This window comes from Streptomyces sp. PSU-S4-23, assembly GCF_055632315.1.
The window spans coordinates 6959535-6978083 of the sequence record NZ_JBVMUU010000002.1 but is presented as its reverse complement, the minus strand read 5'-3'; the positions used below and the strand labels follow the sequence as shown (position 1 = coordinate 6978083).

General features: G+C 71.8%; 15 protein-coding genes and 3 pseudogenes. 4 read left to right on the top strand and 14 right to left on the bottom strand.

All coding sequences use genetic code 11. The features are described from left to right. Positions 1 to 30 precede the first annotated feature (30 nt). Complete coding sequence (locus ACZ79I_RS31730) at positions 31 to 1452, top strand: ATP-binding protein (protein WP_471501874.1); 1422 nt, start codon at positions 31 to 33, stop codon at positions 1450 to 1452. Positions 1453 to 1744: 292 nt separating this feature from the next. Here the strand turns inward: ACZ79I_RS31730 and ACZ79I_RS31725 are convergent, their stop codons facing one another. The 8 genes and pseudogenes from ACZ79I_RS31725 to ACZ79I_RS31690 form a co-directional block, all read right to left on the bottom strand. Further along, a complete protein-coding gene (locus ACZ79I_RS31725) occupies positions 1745 to 2482 on the bottom strand; it encodes a 3-hydroxyacyl-CoA dehydrogenase family protein (protein ID WP_471501872.1) in 738 nt (245 codons plus the stop codon). Positions 2483 to 2594: 112 nt separating this feature from the next. Beyond that, positions 2595 to 3851 (bottom strand): annotated as a pseudogene (locus tag ACZ79I_RS31720) (3-hydroxyacyl-CoA dehydrogenase NAD-binding domain-containing protein); the annotation flags it as partial. Next, positions 3796 to 4002, bottom strand: a pseudogene (locus tag ACZ79I_RS31715) (acetyl-CoA C-acyltransferase); the annotation flags it as partial. The pseudogenes ACZ79I_RS31720 and ACZ79I_RS31715, both read right to left, overlap by 56 nt. 111 nt (positions 4003 to 4113) lie before the next feature. Next, entirely contained in the window at positions 4114 to 5277 is a 1164-nt protein-coding gene (locus tag ACZ79I_RS31710) for an acyl-CoA dehydrogenase family protein (RefSeq protein ID WP_471501870.1), read from the bottom strand. A gap of 52 nt (positions 5278 to 5329) precedes the next feature. After that, on the bottom strand, positions 5330 to 5863 hold the full coding sequence (locus ACZ79I_RS31705; RefSeq protein ID WP_471501868.1) for a zinc-binding dehydrogenase: 534 nt from the start codon (positions 5861 to 5863) through the stop codon (positions 5330 to 5332). A gap of 173 nt (positions 5864 to 6036) precedes the next feature. Next, complete coding sequence (locus tag ACZ79I_RS31700) at positions 6037 to 6597, bottom strand: SH3 domain-containing protein (protein WP_471501866.1); 561 nt, start codon at positions 6595 to 6597, stop codon at positions 6037 to 6039. Next, on the bottom strand, positions 6594 to 8321 hold the full coding sequence (locus ACZ79I_RS31695) for a lamin tail domain-containing protein (RefSeq protein WP_471501864.1): 1728 nt from the start codon (positions 8319 to 8321) through the stop codon (positions 6594 to 6596). The genes ACZ79I_RS31700 and ACZ79I_RS31695 overlap by 4 nt, the downstream gene beginning before the upstream one ends. A 410-nt stretch (positions 8322 to 8731) precedes the next feature. Continuing rightward, positions 8732 to 8824, bottom strand: a pseudogene (locus tag ACZ79I_RS31690) (DUF2199 domain-containing protein); the annotation flags it as partial. Between the two features lie 91 nt (positions 8825 to 8915). Between ACZ79I_RS31690 and ACZ79I_RS31685 the strand changes: the two are divergent. Then, positions 8916 to 9350: a MarR family winged helix-turn-helix transcriptional regulator gene (locus ACZ79I_RS31685; protein ID WP_471501862.1), complete on the top strand. Its 435-nt coding sequence runs from the start codon at positions 8916 to 8918 to the stop codon at positions 9348 to 9350. Continuing rightward, positions 9347 to 9787, top strand: coding sequence for a hypothetical protein (locus ACZ79I_RS31680; protein ID WP_471501860.1), 441 nt, complete (start codon positions 9347 to 9349; stop codon positions 9785 to 9787). The genes ACZ79I_RS31685 and ACZ79I_RS31680 overlap by 4 nt, the downstream gene beginning before the upstream one ends. A 276-nt stretch (positions 9788 to 10063) precedes the next feature. Here ACZ79I_RS31680 and ACZ79I_RS31675 read toward each other — a convergent pair whose 3' ends face one another. The 3 genes from ACZ79I_RS31675 to ACZ79I_RS31665 all read right to left on the bottom strand — a co-directional run bounded on the left by ACZ79I_RS31675 (position 10064) and on the right by ACZ79I_RS31665 (position 12782). Continuing rightward, positions 10064 to 10516 carry a hypothetical protein gene (locus ACZ79I_RS31675; RefSeq protein ID WP_471501858.1) on the bottom strand — a complete coding sequence of 151 codons (453 nt, stop codon included), beginning with the start codon at positions 10514 to 10516 and terminating at the stop codon, positions 10064 to 10066. A 263-nt stretch (positions 10517 to 10779) separates the two neighbouring features. Beyond that, positions 10780 to 12030, bottom strand: a complete 1251-nt coding sequence (locus ACZ79I_RS31670) for an MFS transporter (protein WP_471505331.1) — start codon at positions 12028 to 12030, stop codon at positions 10780 to 10782. A 74-nt stretch (positions 12031 to 12104) separates the two neighbouring features. Beyond that, on the bottom strand, positions 12105 to 12782 hold the full coding sequence (locus ACZ79I_RS31665; protein WP_471501856.1) for an ArsR/SmtB family transcription factor: 678 nt from the start codon (positions 12780 to 12782) through the stop codon (positions 12105 to 12107). Positions 12783 to 12898: 116 nt separating this feature from the next. Between ACZ79I_RS31665 and ACZ79I_RS31660 the strand changes: the two genes are divergently transcribed. Continuing rightward, positions 12899 to 14188 carry an MFS transporter gene (locus ACZ79I_RS31660; RefSeq protein WP_471501854.1) on the top strand — a complete coding sequence of 430 codons (1290 nt, stop codon included), beginning with the start codon at positions 12899 to 12901 and terminating at the stop codon, positions 14186 to 14188. A gap of 422 nt (positions 14189 to 14610) precedes the next feature. Here the strand turns inward: ACZ79I_RS31660 and ACZ79I_RS31655 are convergent, their stop codons facing one another. The 3 genes from ACZ79I_RS31655 to ACZ79I_RS31645 form a co-directional block, all read right to left on the bottom strand. Then, positions 14611 to 16107 (bottom strand): cellulose binding domain-containing protein, encoded by a 1497-nt coding sequence (locus ACZ79I_RS31655; RefSeq protein ID WP_471501852.1) that lies wholly within the window; start codon positions 16105 to 16107, stop codon positions 14611 to 14613. Positions 16108 to 16322: 215 nt separating this feature from the next. Further along, positions 16323 to 17678, bottom strand: a complete 1356-nt coding sequence (locus ACZ79I_RS31650) for a radical SAM protein (RefSeq protein ID WP_471501850.1) — start codon at positions 17676 to 17678, stop codon at positions 16323 to 16325. A 61-nt stretch (positions 17679 to 17739) separates the two neighbouring features. Further along, positions 17740 to 18414 (bottom strand): pyridoxamine 5'-phosphate oxidase family protein, encoded by a 675-nt coding sequence (locus ACZ79I_RS31645; RefSeq protein WP_471501848.1) that lies wholly within the window; start codon positions 18412 to 18414, stop codon positions 17740 to 17742. Between the last annotated feature and the right edge of the window lie 135 nt (positions 18415 to 18549).

Below are 18549 nucleotides of genomic sequence, written 5' to 3'. Positions count from 1 at the left end.
GTGTCTCCGGGGGGAAGGGACCACCTGGCAGTGAACGGATTCATCGGACGGCGCACCGAGCTCGCCCGCCTCGACGACCTCATGGCCGAGGTGCGGTCCGAGAGCCGCACAGGACCCCCCGGCCGGGCGCTCCTCGTTCGCGGCCGGCGCCGCGTCGGCAAGTCCCGCCTGGTGGAAGAATTCCTCGATCGCTCCGGGCTGCCCAACCTCTTCTTCACGGCCGTCGGAGGCTCACAAGAGGAGGACTTGGCGGGCTTCGGAGCCGAACTAGCGGCCTCCAGCCTTCCTGACGCCGTCCGCTTCAACGATTTCGGTACCCCTCAGTCCTGGGACGCCGCCTTCAACATGCTGGCCACCGCGCTGCCCGCAGACTCGCCCAGCGTCGTCGTCCTCGACGAGATGCCCTACCTCGTTCGTGAGGACCCCAGCTTCGAAGGCGCTCTCCAGAAGGCCTTCGACCGCACTCTGTCCAGGCTTCCCGTACTGCTGGTCCTCGTGGGGTCCGACCTCGCCATGATGGAGAAGCTCAACACCTATGGGTGTCCCTTCTACCAGCGCGGCACCGAGATGATCGTCCCGCCGCTCAGCCCCGCCGACGTCGCCACCATGTGCGATCTGCCTGCGGCCGACGCCTTCGACGCCTACCTGATCAGCGGCGGACTGCCGCTCATCCTCAAGGAATGGCCTCGTGGCGCAGGTATGTGGGAATACCTGGACATCGCCCTCCGCCAGCCCACCTCCGCCCTCCTGGTCAGCGGCGAACGCACCCTGGCCGCGGAGTTCCCCACCGAAGCCCAGGCCCGCACCGTTCTCGGCACCATCGGCCATGGCGAGCGCAGCTTCACCCTCATCGGCCGCGCTGCCGGGGACCTCAACCCCGGCTCCTTGACCCGCTACCTCGAACTCCTCACCAGCCGCCGCACGGTGGCCGCCGACCTGCCCCTGTCCACCCGCCCCAGCCGCGAGACCCGCTACCGCATCGAGGACCCCTACCTCCGCTTCTGGCTCTCCTTCATCGGCCCCGGGATCCCCGCCGTGGAACGAGGCCGCGGCGACCGCGTCCTCGACGCCATCCGCAGCAACTGGACGACGTGGCGCGGACGCGCCATCGAACCCGTCGTCCGTGAAGCACTCCGGCGCCTCATCGACAAGCACCTCCCTGCAGGCACCCAGGCCATCGGGGGCTACTGGACCCGCACCAACAACCCCGAAATCGACATCGTCGGCGCAGACCGCTCACCGGTCGCCAAGGAGATCACGGCAGTCGGCTCCATCAAGTGGCTGGAAAACAAGCCCTTCGACCAGCACGACCTCGCCCGCCTGCACACCCACCGCTCCCAGCTCCCCGGCGCCGACGCCACCACCCCGCTCCTCGCCGTGACCCGCAACGGCTCCACCGCCTGCGACATCCCGACCCTCACCTCCGACCACCTCATCGACGCATGGCGCTGACCCTGCTCCACCGCCCTCCCGATGCACTGCCAAGCCACCCGCTGGGGAACGAGTCTCTCCATGATCGGCGTCCTGTCACCCGAGTGCTTTGGCACCGTGATGGTCAGGGACTTCAGGACACATCCCAGCAGCATCCGGCGGTCCTGAAGTGTCGACTCCTCCCACGCCTCGGTCAGGGCCTCCCCATCCGCGAAGAAGACGGTCAGATCAGCCTCCATAGCGAGGCGCGCCGCCTCCTTCTCTAGGGTCTCGATCAACTCGGTCTGAGCGTCCGAGAGCTCACGGAACCGCTTTACAGAGAGGCTGCCTTCGATGTAGTAGTCGTGCTGCAGCAGATCGCGTCCAGGCCAGGGTCCCCGTGTTCGAGGGCGGACACATGGCTCAGCCACATCGCCTCGACGGCGGCGTCCAAACGCTCGGCTCGCACGACGACGCCGGGGCAGGCGTCGTTGCCGTACGTTCCACGGATCCGACACCGGTAGATACGTCCCCGTTCTCCGCCGCTGCCTGTCATCGTGTGGTGGCAGCGAGGGCACCGGAGTATTCCGCCGAGGAAGGTGGTATGCGGAGCGCCGTTGTCGAGGCAGTCGACGGCGTCGAGGGCCTCGGCGAAGAGCATCCGCTCCTGGAGGTCCTCGATCGGCAGCACGCGCTGCCCCGAGCCGTACCGCTCGCGCACGCCCGGCCAGATGCCGAGCCGCCTGCCGGACTCGTCGTAGTCGTACCAGCCGGCCCGCGCCCGTCGCCCGGTCCGCCCCTGCTCGATCATCCAGTCCACGACCTCTTCCGACGGATGCGCCACCCAGGTCCTGCCTTCGGCCTCCTCGGCGGCACGGGTCTCGATGCGGATCTTCTGGGTCAGTGACAGGGTCAGCTCGTCCAGCAGTTGGAGAGCGCCCGTGGGATAGCCCGCCTGGAGCGCGGCCTGCTCGACACTCGCCGGCTCGACGCCCTCGCCGACGGCGGCGACGGCCTCGGCGATGAAGCGGCCGATCACCCGTGAGGTGAAGAATCCGCGCGAGTCGTTCACGACGACGGGGATCTTGCCGATCCGCAGGACGTAGTCGAAGACCTTGGCCAGGCGTCTCGTCGCTCGTCTGCCGTCCGCGGACGATCTCGACCAGGGGCATCCTGTCCACCGGGCTGAAGAAGTGGATGCCGATGAAGTCGCGCTCGCGCCGCACCCCCTTGGCCAGCAGGGTGATCGGCGGGGTGGAGGTGTTGGACCCGAGTACCGCGTCGGGTTCCACGACCTCCTGGATCTGCTGGAAGACCTGCTGCTTGAGCGGTGCCGACTCGAAGACCGCCTCGATGACGAAGTCCACCGCACCGAAGTCCGCGGCGTCGGCCGTCGTCCGGATGCGCCCCAGGAGCGCGTCGGCCCCGTCCTGGGTCGTCCTGCCCGCCGCCAGCGCCTTCGCCTCCAGACCCCGGGCGTGGTCCTTGCCCCGCTCCGCGGCATCGAGCGTGACGTCCTTGAGTACGACGTCGATCCCGGCTCTGGCGCTCACATGGGCGATCCCCGCTCCCATCATGCCCGCGCCGATGACTCCGACCTTTTCCGCGGCGAAGCGCTCGAACCCCTCCGGTCGGCTCGCGCCCGAGGTGATGTGCTGCAGGTCGAAGAAGAACGCCTTGATCATGTTCTTGGTGACCTGGCCGGCCAGCAGACTGACCAGGTACCGGGTCTCGATCAGGGAGGCCGTGTCGAAGTCGACGTGGGCGCCCTCGACGGCGGCGGCGAGGGCGGCGCGCGGCGTGGGCACCGGCGCCCCCTTGGTCTGTTTGCGCAACAGCCCCGACATCGCGGGCAGGGTCGCGGCGACACCCGGGCTCCGCACGTCTCCGCCCGGGAGCCGGAAACCCTTGGCGTCCCACGGCTGTATCGCGCCGGGGTGCTCGGCGATCCAGGTCCGGGCCCGTGCCTCGGCCTCCTGGGGGTCCTCGACGAGTTCGTCGACGAGGCCGAGGGCCAGCGCCGCCCGGGGGGTGAACTTCTTCGCAGGCAGGATCACCTCCGAGAGCGCTGTGTGCAGGCCGAGCATGCGCACGGTGCGGGTGATGCCTCCGCCGCCGGGGAGCAGTCCGAGGCTGACCTCCGGCAGGCCGAAGCGGCTGCCGGGCAGGTCGGCGGCGACCCGGTGGTGGGCGCAGAGGGCGACTTCGAGGCCGCCGCCCAGTGCGGTGCCGTTCAGCACCGCGACGACCGGCCTGCCGAGTTGTTCCAGCCGGCGCATCCAGCCCTTCATCCGGTTGATGTACGCGGTCTCCTCGGCGGCCTTCTCGGCGCTGCCCGCACGCAGCCGGTTCAGGTCGCCGCCGGCGAAGAAGGTCTTCTTGGCAGAGGGCGGCGGTGCGGGCGATGCCGCCGCGCTGCTCGCCCACCGGCGACACGACACCGAGCACGAGGTCGTCGATCCGGCTCGCGTCGAGTGCGGGACTGCGCTCCTGGATCGCGTGGATCAGTCCCACGACCAGGTCGACGGGCTTGGTGCCGTGGAGCGCGCCGCCGCGGTTCCTGCCGCGCGGCGTCCGGACGGCGTCGTACATGTAGGCGTCGGACACGACACCCCCTTTCTCGGGACGGGACGTTGCGCGGAAGGGCTCGGACACCGCGGTGGCCGGCGCGGAGGATCTCCCCCGGGGCGCCTCAGCGGGGGCCTACAGCCCCAGGTCGCGGCCGACGATCTCTTTCATGATCTCGGTGGTGCCGCCGTAGACGGTGGTGATGCGCGAGTCGAGGTAGTCGTGGGCGATGCGGTATTCGAGCATGTAGCCGTAGGCGCCGTGGAGTTGCAGGCAGCGCCCGACGATGGTGACGTACTGCTCCGTGGCCCAGAACTTCGCGGCCGCGGCGTCCACCGCCGTGAGCTCGCCGCGGGAGTGCCTGGCGAGCAGGTCGTCGAGGTAGGCGCGGCCGACCCGGGCGGTGGTGACCATCTCGGCCAGTTCGAAGCGGGTGTTCTGGAAGGAGCCGATCGGCCTGCCGAACGCCTTGCGCTCCTTGACGTACTCCAGGGTGCGTTCGAGCACTCCCTCGACGGAGGCCACGGCGCCTGCGGCGATCGAGATCCGTTCCTGCGGAAGGTTGCGCATCAGCGACGCGAAGCCCGAGCCTTCCTCGCCGAGCCGGTTGGCGGCCGGCACGCGGACGTCCTGGAAGAACAGCTCGCTGGTGTCCTGGGCGTGCAGGCCGATCTTCTCCAGGTTGCGACCGCGCGTGAAGCCGGGCCGATCGGCCTCGATGACCAGCAGGCTGATCCCGCCGTGGCGGTCCGGGCCGGTCCGGACCGCGGTGACGACGAGGTCGGCGTTCTGGCCGTTGGAGATGAAGACCTTGCTGCCGTTGACCACGTAGTCGTCGCCGTCGCGGACGGCGGTGGTGGTGATGCCGGCCAGGTCGCTGCCGGTCCCGGGCTCGGTCATCGCCACCGCGACGATGAGCTCCCCGGCGGCGATGCCGGGCAGCCAGCGGGCCTTCTGCTCGTCGTCGGTCAGGTCGGTGAAGTAGGGCACGACGATGTCGTTGGACAGCGCCACGCCCGCGAGCCCGTCCGACACGGGACGGCGCGAGAACTCCTCGCCGATCACGGCGTTGAAGCGGAAGTCGGTGACCCCGCCGCCGCCGTACTCCTCGGGGATGTTGAAACCGAGGATCCCGGCGCGGGCGGCCTCCTGGAACAGCGAGCGGTCGACCTTGCCCTGGGCCCGCCACCGCTCGGCGTGCGGGGCGGCGTGCTTGTCGGCGAACGCACGAACCGTATCCCGCAGGAGTTCGTGCTCGTCCTCGTACAGCGACCGCTTCGCGGAGATCACATCGGCCATCAGAACTCCTGTTCCAGATCATGGTCGAAGGGGGGAAAGGCGGTACGCGCGGTCAGCGTCGGCTCCCGGGCAGGAGAACCGGCTTCAGCGTCCGTCCGGCCTGCTGGTCGGCCACCGCCCGGTCGAAGTCGCCCAGGGGGTAGGTGGTCACCAGGCGGTCGAGGGGCAGGAGCCCGGACCGGTACCGCCGGACCAGTTCGGGTATCAGGACCGATGGTTCGGCATCGCCCTCGACGCAGCCGCGTACCTGGAGCCCACGCACCACCAAAGTCCGTGCGTCGAGGCTGACTTCGGCAGGGCCGAGCCCGACCAGCACCAGCACCAGCACACCGTGCGGCCGGAGCAGGGTGAGTGCGCGAGCGATCGACTCGGGCCGCCCCGTGGTGTCCAGCGCGTGGGTCACCGCCGGGATCGAGTCGTCCGGCGAGGCGACGGCCGTGGCACCGTACCGGGCGAGGAGTGCGCGGCGCGCCGCGACGGGCTCCGCCACGACGACCTCGACGCCTTCGGAGAGAGCCGTCAGCGCTGCGGCGGCGCCCACGCCGCCGGCGCCGCGCGGACACCGGGTACGGACTGAATCCTTCATCGACGATTCCAGGGGTCACAGCCCGGACTCGGCCCCGATTCGGCCCGAGCCGCTCGGAGCCGGCCAGAGGCAATCACCAGCATGCGGCGGGCCCGTGCCGGGCCCGTTCGGAACCGCGCCGCGGGTCCGGAAGGCGACGGCCTTCCGGACCCGCGGCCGGGGTCAGCGGCGTCTCACGGCTCGTCGTACCCCTGCTTCCGCCTCGCGCATCCTGCCTCCGGTGCCGGGGCCAGCTCCTGTACGGCCGAGCGGGGCACCCATCCGGACCGGCCGGTCCGGACGTCACGGACGCGGGCCTCGGAGCCCCGCGCGTCGAGGACGACCGCTTGTTCCCCCGCGGGGAGCAACCGGCCGCCAAGCCGGACCCGGCAGGCCGGGGCCGGGCCGACCAGGTGGACGGTGCCGCGCAGGTAGAAGTCGTCGACCCAGCCCTGAACGGACGCGCCGTCGACGGTGCGCACCTGGAGCAGGCTGCCGCTCACCGACAGGACCCGGGCCAGGACGCCGTCCTTCACCTGGGCGACCGGGGTCCGGTCGCCCGGCTGCCGGTACAGGGCGACCCGTGCGGTGGCGACAAGCCCGTGGTCGTCCCGCCCGCTGATCAGCACCAGCCGGCCGTCGCCGCTCCGGGTGCCGACGGGCCGGTCCTGGGCCGCGGCGAGGAAAGCGGTCACGACGGCGGCGGCGACCAGAGCCAGGGCGCCCACCGCCACCCGGACGGTCAGGGCTCTCATGGGCAACTCGTCGGGTTGGCGGTGCCCTTGGTGACGTTGGAGGAAATGGTGCCGCACCAGGTTCCGCCGTCTCCGGCGCGGTGGAAGACCTTGTCGTACTGCGTCGAGCCGAGCGAGTACGAGTAGGTGTCGTAGACGGTCTCCACGCCCCCGACGATCTTCAGGAACCGTACGGATTCCGAGCCGGTGTTGTTGAGGAACCCGGAGGCGAAGTCCATCACCCACCGACCGCCGGCCGGGATGGTCGTGCCCGACGGGATCTGCTTGGGCGAACCGCCGCCGGAGACGTCGTCGATGTAGTAGCCGCTGACGTCCACCGTGCTCGCGGTCGGGTTGTACAGCTCCACCCACTCGGTCCCGGAGGAAGGCGCCATCAGGAACTCGTTGACCTTCACCTGGGTGGGGTCCCCGGCGCCGCCGCCGGAGCTGCCCGAGGTGGTGTACGTGCGGGTGCCCGCGTCGTAGTCGACGGTGAAGCCGGCGCCGCTGCCGCTGGTGGCGAGGTGCACGGTTCCGTTGTGGTTGAAGGTGCCGGAGTAGTCGATGGCCGCGCCGGTCGTGTCGGTGGTGTCGCAGGGGTTGTTGGCGAGGTAGATGTCCGCGCCGACGCTGCGGAAGGCGTTCAGGGTGCGGTTGCCCGGGTGCCCGTAGGAGTTGACGCCGCAGGAGATGAAGCCGACCTGCGGGTGGGTGGAGTTCACATAGGCGTCGGAGGAGGAGTGCGCGGAGCCGTGATGGTTGGCGCGCAGTGCGTTGACCGCGCCCATCTTCGACGCGAGCAGGCTCTCGATGTTGTTGTAGGTGTAGCCGTTGGCGCTGACGGAGTACTCACCGTCGCTGTCGCCTGCGGTGGCGTAGACGAACGGCCCCCAAGTGGTGCGCACCGCGATGGAGTAGTCGTTCTCGCTCGGCGGGGTGGCGTCCGCGCTGTGGTCGCCGCTGACCGGGGTGGTGCCGTCGGCCTGCATGACGTCCTTGCCGTTGGCCTCGACGACGTTGGAGGCGACGCCGGTGCCGAGGTCGAGCGACGGCCACGTACTCGCGTTGGTGATGCGCAGGACCTTGCCGTCGATGTCGGCGCGGTCGGCCTGTCCCGAGGGGCCGTAGAGCCAGCAGATCCACCGCTTGGCGGTCAGGGAGGTGGTGCCCGCGTTGTGCCAGGCGGTCTCGGTGCTGGGCGCGGCGGACGTGCCGACGTCGCAGTCGTTGTCGCCGTTGGTGTCGCTCCACACGCCGCCGTCGTGGTCCATCAGCTGCCCGACGGTGAAGCCGAGGCCGCCGGAGGAGAGCGGGGTCAGCAGCTGGTAGAGGCCGTTGCCGTACGTGGTGGTGTCGTTGGGGTTGCCGGCGTAGCCGATGTGGTCGAGGTGCTGGTGGGAGGCCATCACGTAGTCCAGGTGCACCGGCCCGGAGGATATGCCGCATATGGAGCGTATCTCGGAAGCGACGCGCGTAGCGTTGGTGTTCGTGCCGGTGGAGTTGAACGCGGTCTCGCCGAGGTCGATCAGCAGCGTGCGGCCGGTCGGGCCCACGACGAGCTGTGAGTCGCCCTGATCGACGTCGAACCAGTAGATGTTGAGCTCACCCTGGCGCCAGGTGCCGGCGGTGGAGCAGTGCGGCGCGTCCGGCACGGTCGCGGACGCGGTGTGGGGACTCAGAAAGGCGTTGGCGACCGTGAACACGGCTGCCAGAAACAGGGGTATCAGGATACGGGGTCTGCGCACAGGGGGATCCTCCGAAGTCCGGGTCGACGACGCGGCCGATCGCAGCGGTCGCCGGAGAGTACAGTGCCCGCCAACGCCCCCGGTCAGACGCGGCGTTACTTCTCTGCGTCCATCGACTGAAGTCGGTGCGCGACGCCCCTGGTGCGCGGCGCGGCCACCGCGGGCGATGCTCCTGAGCCGCCTTCCAGGGCGCCGGGCAGGCGGCCGCCCCGCGGGGTCGGCGGCTGGGTCTGGAGCGGGCGCCGGTGCTCGGATCCAGCGAGCGCCGGCGAACGGTCAGCCACCGTGGAGGCCCCACCCCTCAAGTGCGCCGTACACGTGAGCTTCGCTCACCGCTGCTCGCTGCTCGCTACTCGCTACTGCCGGAGTGGAGTACGGCGCCGCGATCTCCCGCACGCGGTCCATGGTGATTCGACGTATGGGCGCTCACCGACCGGGCGGGTATGGAGATGCGTCTTCAGGTTGAGGGTCATGGTCGAGTAGACCGGCAGGTCGGTGGTGAGCCGGCGCTTCAGCCAGTGGGCTCCGGTACGGGCCGGGGAGCGATTGCGGTCGGCTTGCAGCAGTTACTGCGATCTCGTATATTCCGATATCGTGACTTCATCTTCCGTGCCGCCGTACGGTTCGGCACTGCTCGCACTGCAGCGCGCTACCCATGCCACACTGCAGATCCTCATGGCCGAGCTGGTTGACCTCGATCTGACCGCTTCCGAAATCAACGCCCTGGCCATCCTGGCGGACGGCCGGGGCCGGACCGTCTCCGAGCTCGGCGCCGCAGCCGGCACCCGACCGACCACACTGACCAGCGTGTTGGACCGGCTGGAGCGCCGTGGCCACATCACGCGCGGCACCCGCCCGGGCGACCGCCGGGTCGTGGTCATCGAGCTGACCTCCTCCGGCCGCCTGGCCGCCGGCACCATCCGGCAGACCCTGGCCGCCGTGGAAGCCCGCGCGCTCGACGGCCTGCCCACCGAGGCCGTCGCCGGCTTCCACACCGTCCTGCGCGCCCTGGCCGAGGTGTCCCCATGAGGGAGACCGAACCCGGGGCGCGCGAGAACACCTACACCCGTGTCTTCGATGAGCTGATGGCCGAGGCAACAGCATCCGCCGGCACCTTCGGCCACCGCGAACACGTCCACCTGACCTGGCTGGCGGTGCGCCGCGTCGGCATGCCCGCGGCCATCGCCCTGGTCAGCGACGGCATCCAGCGCACCGCCCGCTACGCGGGGGCGCCCCAGAAGTACCACGTCACGGTCAGCCGGGCCTGGGTGGAGCTGGTGGCCCACCACGCAGCCGCGCACGAACGGCCGGACTTCGCCACCTTCGCCGAACGGCATCCCGCGCTGCTGGACAAGCGCCTGCTCACACGCTTCTACCGCTCCACGACGCTGGCCGGCGCCCGGGCCCGCACAAGCTGGGTCGAGCCCGACCTCGCCCCGTTCCCCTGGACGGCCCCCAACCGATAGCGGCCCGAGAACGGAGGACAACCGGCGTCACGAGTGGCCGCGCCAAGAACCGGACGCACTCGGCGAGTTGTGAGTCAGGCCTGGGCCCGCGCGGCCCTGCCCCACCCCGTCCCGTCCGGCATCCGGCGCCCCCGCGCAGGCCGCCGTGGCCGACTGGCGTTCGTGTCCGGCAAGAAGATTCCGGCACGGGGACGGCGAAGCTCCGCGCCGTCGTGGCCGGGCTCATCCTCAGCCACGGCTCCGGCGCCGGCGAGGGGCGGCGGCTTGCCCGGCGTTCTACTGCGGGTAGCCCTGCTCGCCCATGCACTGCTTGAACGTCTTCTCGTTCATGACGGTGGCGTAGGTGTTGGTGAGGGTGTCAGCAGCCGCGTCGCCCGTATCGCTGCCCACCGGGTATGCCTGGTCGGCGACGGTCTGGCAGTGGGCGCGGGCTTCGGTTTCGGTGAGCTGGGCCCGCGTGTCCTGCGTGGGGACGACGACGGTGTCGGTGGGGTCCTTGCCGTCGCGGCCGGCTGCGCCGGTGAAGCCTCGGGGTCCCGGTGGTCCTGCGGGTCCCGGCGGCCCGGAGGGGCCCGCCGGCCCAGGCGTGGCCCGCCGGGTCCTGAGGTCGCTGATCTGTATCTGCTGGACGACGAGTGCTGTGGACTGCGCCGCGAGGACGGCGATGAGTGCCCCGATGAGGACGAGTTGCCTGCGCGGTCTTCGCGCAGGCGTGTCTTCGTTGTTCACGTACCCCCCTAGGCGTGTGACGGCGAAAGTGTAGGGCCCGCACGGGGGCGCGATGCCGAGGGGGAAGGCGCCCGTCCGGCTCACCAAGCTGACACCCGAGGGTGTCGGCATCCCGTCCGACCAGCCAAGTCACGCCCGCCGGCCGGCCTCCCGTTTCACGACCGTTGCACGATCACGCCGCATCCCGTCAGGGGCCGGACACCGTACGGCGTCCGGCCCCGGCCGCTTTCCCGCTGTACGCGCGCCCGGTCCGTGGCCGGTGGTCATCGGCCGTGGGCGGTGGCGGCCACCGCGGGCAGGACGGCGAGGGAGAGGACGCCGCCGGTCAGGGCGAGGACCGGGTAGCCGGCGAGGTCGACGACGACGCCGGAGGCGAGACCGCCGGTGGCGCCGGCGATGGCGATGGCGACGTCGACCGTGCCCTGGGTCCTGGCACGGGTCGCCAGGGGCACGGTGTCGGTGATGATCGCGGTGCCGGACACGAGGCCGAGGTTCCAGCCCAGGCCGAGCAGGGCGAGGGCGAGCGCGAGCAGGGCGACGGAGTCGGCGGGGGCGGCTGCCGCGAGGATGCCGGCCGCGAGGAGGACGATGCCGGAGGCGGCGGCGACGGCCGGGCGGCCGATCGGGGTCTCCCCGCGCGAGCGTAGCCGAGCGTGGGGGGCGTCGACGAGGCGCCCGGTGAGCGGTGAGGGCAGGTACATCGCGCCGACATGGATGGCGATGACCAGGCCGGAGGCGGCGGTGCCGTGGCCATGGTCGTGCATGTGCACGGGCGTCATCGTCATGATGGCGACCATGACGAGCTGGGTGACGACCATGACGAGTGCGCCGAGCACGGCCCCGCCCCGTGCCCGCGGCGGTGCCGCGGCCGCCCGGGCCCCCGTCCCGACCGCCGACCGCGCGGTGTCGAGGGTGCGGGCGAGGCGCAGGGGGTCGGGGCGCAGCCAGAGCGCCAGGACGAGGGCGCCGCAGGCGTAGGCGGCGCCGGCCAGCAGGAAGGGTCCGGCCAGGCGGGGGATGCCGAACGTGGCGGCGAGGTCGCCGGTGGGCGCGGCCAGGTTGGGGCCGACGACACCGCCCAGGGTGGTGGCGACCAGGACGGTGGAGATGGCGCGGGCACGGTGGGTGGGGGCGGCGAGGTCGGCGCCGGCATAGCGGGCCTGGAGGTTGGTGGCGCTGCCCGCGCCGTAGACGAAGAGGGCGGCGAACAGCAGGACGGGGTTGTCGAGGACGGCGGCGGCGATGACGCCCGCGCTGCCGAGCGCGCCGGTCGCATAACCCGCCGCGAGGCCGGGACGGCGTCCGTGGGCCTGGGAGACGCGGCCGACGGTGATCGCGGCGACGGCGCTCCCCGCGGTGAACAGGGCGCTGGGCAGCCCGGCCAGGCTGGTGCTGCCGAGCATGTCCTGGGCGAGCAGGGCACCGACGGTGATACCGGCGGCCAGGCCCGCGCCGCTGAGGATCTGGGAGACGACCAGAACGGTCAGGGTCCGCCGCTGTGCGGCGGTGCGTATGTCCGTGGGCGCGGCGGCGCGGCCCGGACCGACCGGCCCGCCGGCCGGTCCCCGATGCGTCGGGACGTCCTCGTTCACGCCATGGCCCCGGTCTCGACGGGGAGTTCGGCCAGGCGCCACTCCAGCATGCCGTCGTCGAGGCGGATCGCACGGCGGCCACGGGCCTTCAGCAGCCGTACCGCGTCGTAGGCGAGCACGCAGTACTCGCCGCGGCAGTACACCACGATCTCCGCGCCCTCGGGCAGCTCGTCGATCCGCTCGGCCAGTGCCTCCACCGGGATGGACAGCGCGCCGGGGATGTGGCCGGCCCGGTACTCCTCCTCCGGGCGCACATCGAGGACCAGGGCGTCGCCCGTCCCGGCCCGGGCGAGCAGCTCCTCGCGGGTGACCTCCGCGGCGCCGTCGTCACCGAGGTAGGCGTCGCGGGCGGCGGGTACGGCGGCCCGGTGCGCCTCGGCGACCCTGCGCAGCAGGGCGAACAGCCGCGCCACATCGTCTCCGGCCAGCCGGTAGTGGATCCGTACGCCCTCACGGCGGGTGGTCACGAAGCCGGCCTGCTTGAGGATCTGGAGGTGGGCCGAGGCGGTGGTCAGGTTCAGCCCGGCCGCCTTCGCCAGCGCGTCCACCGTGCGTTCGCCCTGCGCGAGCAGGTCCAGGAGCTCCAGTCGCTTTCCACTGGCCAGCGCCTTGCCGCTGACGGCGAACGCCTCGTAGAGCTGCGCCTTCACATCGGCCTTCGTGTGCTCACCCATAGACATCCTCCATAAATCCATGGAATATCGTAAGGGAGGACGGGCGCAGAAGCCAGAGTCCCTCCCGCCACCTTCCCCGAACGGGCCGCCGCCGGCCTCGACCTGGAGCACGGATCATGCCCCACCCCGCCCCCGCCCCGCCCGCCTCGCTCGGCCCGATACGCCTGGGCCTGCGGGCCAACCTGGCCCAGTTCGTGCTGCTGGTCGCCGTCAACGCCCTGGTCGGCGGCGAACTGGGCCAGGAGCGCACGGTCGTGCCGCTGCTGGCCGACCAGGTCTTCCACCTGTCCGCGTACACCGCCGCGCTGACGTACATCGTGGCGTTCGGCGCCACCAAGGCGGCGACCAACTTCTTCGCCGGAACGCTCTCCGACCGGTTCGGCCGCAAGCCGGTTCTGGTGGCGGGCTGGCTGGTCGGAGTGCCCGTACCGCTGATGCTGATCTGGGCCCCCTCCTGGGGCTGGGTGGTCCTCGCCAACATCCTGCTCGGCGTCAACCAGGGCCTGGCCTGGTCCACCACCGTCATCATGAAGATCGACCTGGTGGGCCCGGCACGCCGGGGTCTGGCCATGGGGCTCAACGAGGCGGCCGGCTACGCCGCGGTGGCGGTCACCGCGATGGCCACCGGGGCCGTCGCCGCCCACTCCGGGCTGCGGCCCGAGCCGTTCTTCCTCGGCATCGCCTACGCCGCCCTGGGACTCGGCCTGTCCACCCTCGCGGTCCGGGAGACCCGCGACCACGCCCGCGCCGAGGCCGCCCTCCACCCGGCGCCCAGGAACCCGGACCACCACGGCGAGCTGACCACCGGCCGGATCGCCCGGCTCACGAGCGTCGGCGACAAGGCGCTGTCGTCCGCGAGCTGGGCGGGCATGGTCAACAACCTCAACGACGCGCTCGCCTGGGGCGTCTTCCCCCTGCTGTACGCCGCACACGGGCTGTCCGTCGCCCGGATCGGCCTGCTCGCCGCCCTCTACCCCGCCGTCTGGGGCGCCGGGCAGCTGCTCACCGGCTGGTGGTCCGACCACGTCGGGCGCAAGCATCTGATCAGCGCCGGAATGCTGCTGCAGGCGGCCGCCATCGGCCTGGTCGCCGTCGGCACCGCCTTCCCCGTCTGGGCGGTCGCCCAGGTCCTCCTCGGCGCGGGCACCGCCATGGTCTACCCGACCCTGCTCGCCGTGATCGGCGATGTCGCCCACCCGGCCTGGCGGGCCCGCGCGGTCGGTGTCTACCGTCTGTGGCGCGACGGCGGCTTCGCGGTCGGCGCCCTGCTCGCCGGAGCACTCGCCGACGCCTACGGCATCATCACGTCGATCTGGGCCGTGGCCGCGCTCACCGCCGCGGCCGGCCTGGTGGTGGCGGTGCGCATGTACGAGACCCACCCGCGGCCGGCGGCCACCCCGCGGTGACACCGACTCCGGCACGCCGGACGGTGAAACAGCCGCAGCGAAACACCCGGCCGACGGCCACCCCGCGGTGACACCGGCTCCGGCACGCCGGACGGTGGAACAGCCGCAGCGGGACACCCGGCGGCGGAACACCCGGCCGGCGGCCACCCCGCGGTGACACCGGCTCCGGCACGCCGGACGGTGGAACAGCCGCAGCGGGACACCCGGCGGCGGAACACCCGGCCCGCGGCGGGACGGCAGTGCACGGCGGCCGTCGCGCGGCGGCCGTCCCGCGGCGGCAGTGTCTTACCCCGCGGCCGTGCCTCCGCCCGCGTCCGTGTCTTCCCCCGCGGCCGCGCCTCCGCCCGCGGTCATGTCCTACCCCGCGTCCGCGCCTCCGGGCCCGGCGGTGAACACCCGCCGCGGCGCGTCCGGTGGCGGGTTCAGCCCGCCGTGGAGCACCTGGCGCCGTTCACCGTGAAGTCGTACGGCGCCGTGTTGCCGCCGTGCCACGAGGCGAGGAAGCCGACGGCGAACGTGCCGTTCGCCGCCACCTTCTTGTTGTAGTCGGCGGCCCTGGCGGTGACCTCGGAGCCGTCCTGGGTGTACGTGCCGTCCCACATCTGGGTGATGCGCTGGCCGTTCCCGAACGTCCAGCCGATGCGCCAGTCGTCGAGGGCCCTGGTCGAGGTGACGGTGACGGTGGCCTGGAAGCCGTCCGGCCATTCGTCGACCACCTCGTATCTGACCCGGCACGTCGACGGTGCCCGCGTGCCCGGGTACGACCGGGACGGCGGGTCGGCCATGGGACTGGTCGACGTGCCCTGCGGTTCCGCGTCCCGGTCCCCGCTCTTCGCCTCGGGGCCGGGGGTCGCCGGGTGCGAGGTCGGGGAGGGGCCGGACGCGCCGTTGCCGGAGGGCGAGCCGAGGGACGGCAGGGACGGTGTCGGGTCGGCGACCGGCCGGCGGTCCGCCGGGTCGCCGGCCGCGGAGGTCCGCGCGTCCGAGGTGCCGAGCTGCATCAGCGAGACCGTCAGTGCCAGCGCGGACACGATGACGGCACCGGCCAGGACCCCGGCCCGGCCCATCCGGGGCCGCCCCGCGGTGCCCACCGTGACGCCCCGGTCGCTGCCCGCGTCCGCGCGTCCGCCGATGAGCCCTGCCTCCGCGGCCCGGCGCCGCCGCTCCAGGTAGGCGAGCCCGCCCCACCCGATGACGCCGCTCGCCAGTGCGGCGGGCGTCCCCCCGCCGCGCAGCCGCAGGCATGCCGCCGCCTCCGCGCACTCCACGCACGTGGCGAGGTGCCGCGAGAGGTCCTCCGGCGTCTCGGCGGCCGGCGAGCGGGTGACCGCGTCCAGGAGCCGGGCGTAGCTGCGGCATGCGGCGTCCATGGGCGTGTCGAGGTGGTTGCGTTGGCAACGGTCCCGGAACAGCGCCCGTACCTGGCTGAGTTCCTCGGGCGCGGTCGCCGGGTCCAGGCCGAGCCGGCGGGCCACGTCGGCCGGCGGGAGCGCCTCCACTTCCACCAGCCACAGCAGCGCCGCGTCCGGTTCCTGCATGTCCTTGAGCCCGCGCAGGGCCAGGGGGCGCTGCAGGGGCGGTCCCGCGTACCGCGCGGCCTTCTCGGAGTTGAGCCACAGCCGCAGGTCCGGGTCGAGCCGGTGCCCCTTGCCCTCGGCCTCCCAGGCGGCGGCGGTGGTGCGTACCGCGGTCAGCAGCAGCGGTATCCGGGGCAGCCGCGGAATGCGGCGCCCGCTGGTCTTCGCCCGGGCCTCGGCCGCGCGCGCCTCATGGATGCCGTGGGTGAACGCCTCGGTGGCCAGTTGTCTGCCGGCGGCGGAGCCGGAGGTGCACAGGTCGGCGTACGACAGGACGGCGTCCCAGCACTCCGAGAACAGTGCGGCCTCAGCGGCGTCCTGGGGGGTCGGCAGGTCTGGCATGGGGGCTCCTGCTTCCACTGCTTCCACAAGCAAAGCCAACTCCCCCGAGATACAGGGGAGTTGACGATGTCTCACGACAGGCCCAGAGCCTTTCACGGTTCCCACACAACTGACAAGCGGCGTATTCAATTACCGTTACCGCTTGGTTGCGCTCTGTTGAGTTGTACGGATCGCGGGCCCACTGTGCTCATTCAGCGGGGCACACGGTCGTCGTGTTACACGCGGGACGCGCGGGGCGGGTCCCCGGCCCCTTCGCCGTCCTCGTCCTGCGCGGGGAGGCTGTCCATGAAGGAGCTGACGGAGAACACCGCGCGGCCCGGGCCGGGCGGACCGTAGCCGGGGGGCGAGGAGAGGCCGAAGTCGTCCATCGTGGCGCGGTACGCCTCAAGCAGCCGGATGTGGTACTCCAGTGGCGCGCCCTGCGGGTTGGCCTTGCCGAGCGGGGTGGTGGGCTCCGGGCACCAGGTGGTGAAGCGGGGCGTGATGCCGTGCGACATGAAGAAGCGCAGGCCCTCGGTGGTGGAGGCGATCGCCTCGTCGACGGTGGTGAAGCCGAACGGCTCGGCCATCTCGACCCCCGCGACGAAGTTGGGGATCACATTGCGGGCGCCGAAGACGTCCGCCGAGTCGAGGATGCGCCGGTGCCACTCGTCCCGGCCGACGTACCGTTCCTTGCCGGGGCAGTACAGCTCGAACAGCCGCCGGTCCCACACCTCGAAGTTGGGGTGGTAGATCCGCACCCCGTAGTCCTTGAACCGCCGCACATCGTCCTTCGGCAGCGCCTGCGCGACCACCTTGCCGATCCAGCGGCCCGGGAAGCGCTCCTCGATGGCCTTGGCGTAGTGCCCGTAGAAGTCGGCCTCGTCGCGGCCCGCGACCTTCGAGGTGATGGCGCCGCCGGTGAGGGTGTAGGCGGTGGACGCCTTCGCGGTGTCGTACCGGTCGATGATCTCCAGCGCCTCCAGGACCTCCGCCACGTCCTTGACACCGGTGTAGGGCCGCCCGGCCGCCTTGTGCTGGCGCCAGTTGTGGTTGATGTCGCAGTACTGGCACTCCTCCTTGGCGCCGAAGTACTGGCAGACGCGGAAGACGGTGAGGTAGATCAGGTATCCCCACTGGATGGTCGGGGCCACCTCCATCACGGACTTCCCGCTGGAGAGGGTGTGCCGGTAGTACTCGGGCATGGGCGGCACGCCGACGTCGGCGATCCGCCGCCCGTCGAGGTAGAGCCCGAGCAGTCCCTCCTCGTCAGCGGCCACCCGGTAGGGCGAGGAGGGGTTCACACGCACCGAGACGACGGTGCGCCGCAGGTCGTACGGGCCTCCGGTGAGGACGATCTCCTCGGGCGGGCGCCGCAGGGCCGCCTCACCCAGTTCGGGCAGGGTGCCGTGGTCGAAGGAGAAGATGAAGTACGACTTCGGCTTGACCTCACCGCCCTCGTTGTCGCTCAGCGCGGAGGGGTCGAAGGCCACACCGCCCCGCAGCAGGTCCTCCTTGAAGACAGCCTCCCGCGGCACATGCGGGAACCGCCGCATCAGATCCTCGACCAGCGCGGTGCGGCTGTCACCCATCCCGTTCTCCTCGCTTCCGGCGTACGCGTTCGACTCCTCACGGTATGCCCCCGCCCGCGCGTCAGCCGTGCCGGGTCCCCGCGCGGCGTGCGATGTGCTCGGGCGGCAGGATGCCCGGCGCCAGCAGGGGGTCGGGCTCCGGGGCGCCCCAGGTCGCGGTGAGCGGCAGGGTCCCGGCCCAGACGCCCGACCCGGCGTCGGGCCCGTCGCCGTCGTCGGGGGCGCCGGCACGGATCTTCACCGACGCCTCTTCGAGGGACAGGGCCAGCAGGGTGGTGGCGGCCAGTTCCTTCCGGTCGGGCCGCCGGGCGTACGACCACTGCCCCGGCGTCGCGTGCTCGGTGAGCCGCCGCAGCCCCGCCAGCTTCTCGTCGGGGTCGGTGACCTTCCGGGCGGTGCCGTGGATGATCGCGCTGCGGTAGTTCACGCCGTGCTCGAAGACCGAGCGCGCGAGGACCAGCCCGTCGACGTGCGTGACGGTGACGCAGACCGGGGCGCCGCCCGCGAGGCTGCGGCTGGCCACCGAGCCGTGGAGATACAGCAGCCCGCCGTCCCGGCCGTACACCGTGGGCACCACCAGCGGCCGCCCGTCGACGATCACCCCGAGATGGCAGACGAAGCCCGCGTCGAGGATCGCGTCGAGATCGGCCCGCCGGAGGCTGCCCTGCTCGCGCAGGCGGCGGTGCCGGGTGAGCCCGGTCTGCGGGAGGAGGGACGGGAGCGGATGCTGGACCATGACCCCAGAGACTACCGATACCGCAGGATGCGTGGCGAATATTTGCGGAATCAGCATGATCCACGCCGACTCGGAATGGAATCCGCACCAGAGGCTGCGGCCGAGGTAGGTTCCCGTGCATGCGTGGCCCTCGGT

Excerpts from the sequence above, each read along its gene's own strand:
- ACZ79I_RS31665 (WP_471501856.1), bottom strand. The coding sequence starts at position 12,782 with ATGGGTGAGCACACGAAGGCCGATGTGAAGGCGCAGCTCTACGAGGCG.
- ACZ79I_RS31705 (WP_471501868.1), bottom strand. The coding sequence starts at position 5,863 with ATGAAGGATTCAGTCCGTACCCGGTGTCCGCGCGGCGCCGGCGGCGTG.
- ACZ79I_RS31655 (WP_471501852.1), bottom strand. The coding sequence starts at position 16,107 with ATGCCAGACCTGCCGACCCCCCAGGACGCCGCTGAGGCCGCACTGTTC.
- ACZ79I_RS31645 (WP_471501848.1), bottom strand. The coding sequence starts at position 18,414 with ATGGTCCAGCATCCGCTCCCGTCCCTCCTCCCGCAGACCGGGCTCACC.
- ACZ79I_RS31660 (WP_471501854.1), top strand. The coding sequence starts at position 12,899 with ATGCCCCACCCCGCCCCCGCCCCGCCCGCCTCGCTCGGCCCGATACGC.
- ACZ79I_RS31710 (WP_471501870.1), bottom strand. The coding sequence starts at position 5,277 with ATGGCCGATGTGATCTCCGCGAAGCGGTCGCTGTACGAGGACGAGCAC.
- ACZ79I_RS31680 (WP_471501860.1), top strand. The coding sequence starts at position 9,347 with ATGAGGGAGACCGAACCCGGGGCGCGCGAGAACACCTACACCCGTGTC.
- ACZ79I_RS31650 (WP_471501850.1), bottom strand. The coding sequence starts at position 17,678 with ATGGGTGACAGCCGCACCGCGCTGGTCGAGGATCTGATGCGGCGGTTC.
- ACZ79I_RS31700 (WP_471501866.1), bottom strand. The coding sequence starts at position 6,597 with ATGAGAGCCCTGACCGTCCGGGTGGCGGTGGGCGCCCTGGCTCTGGTC.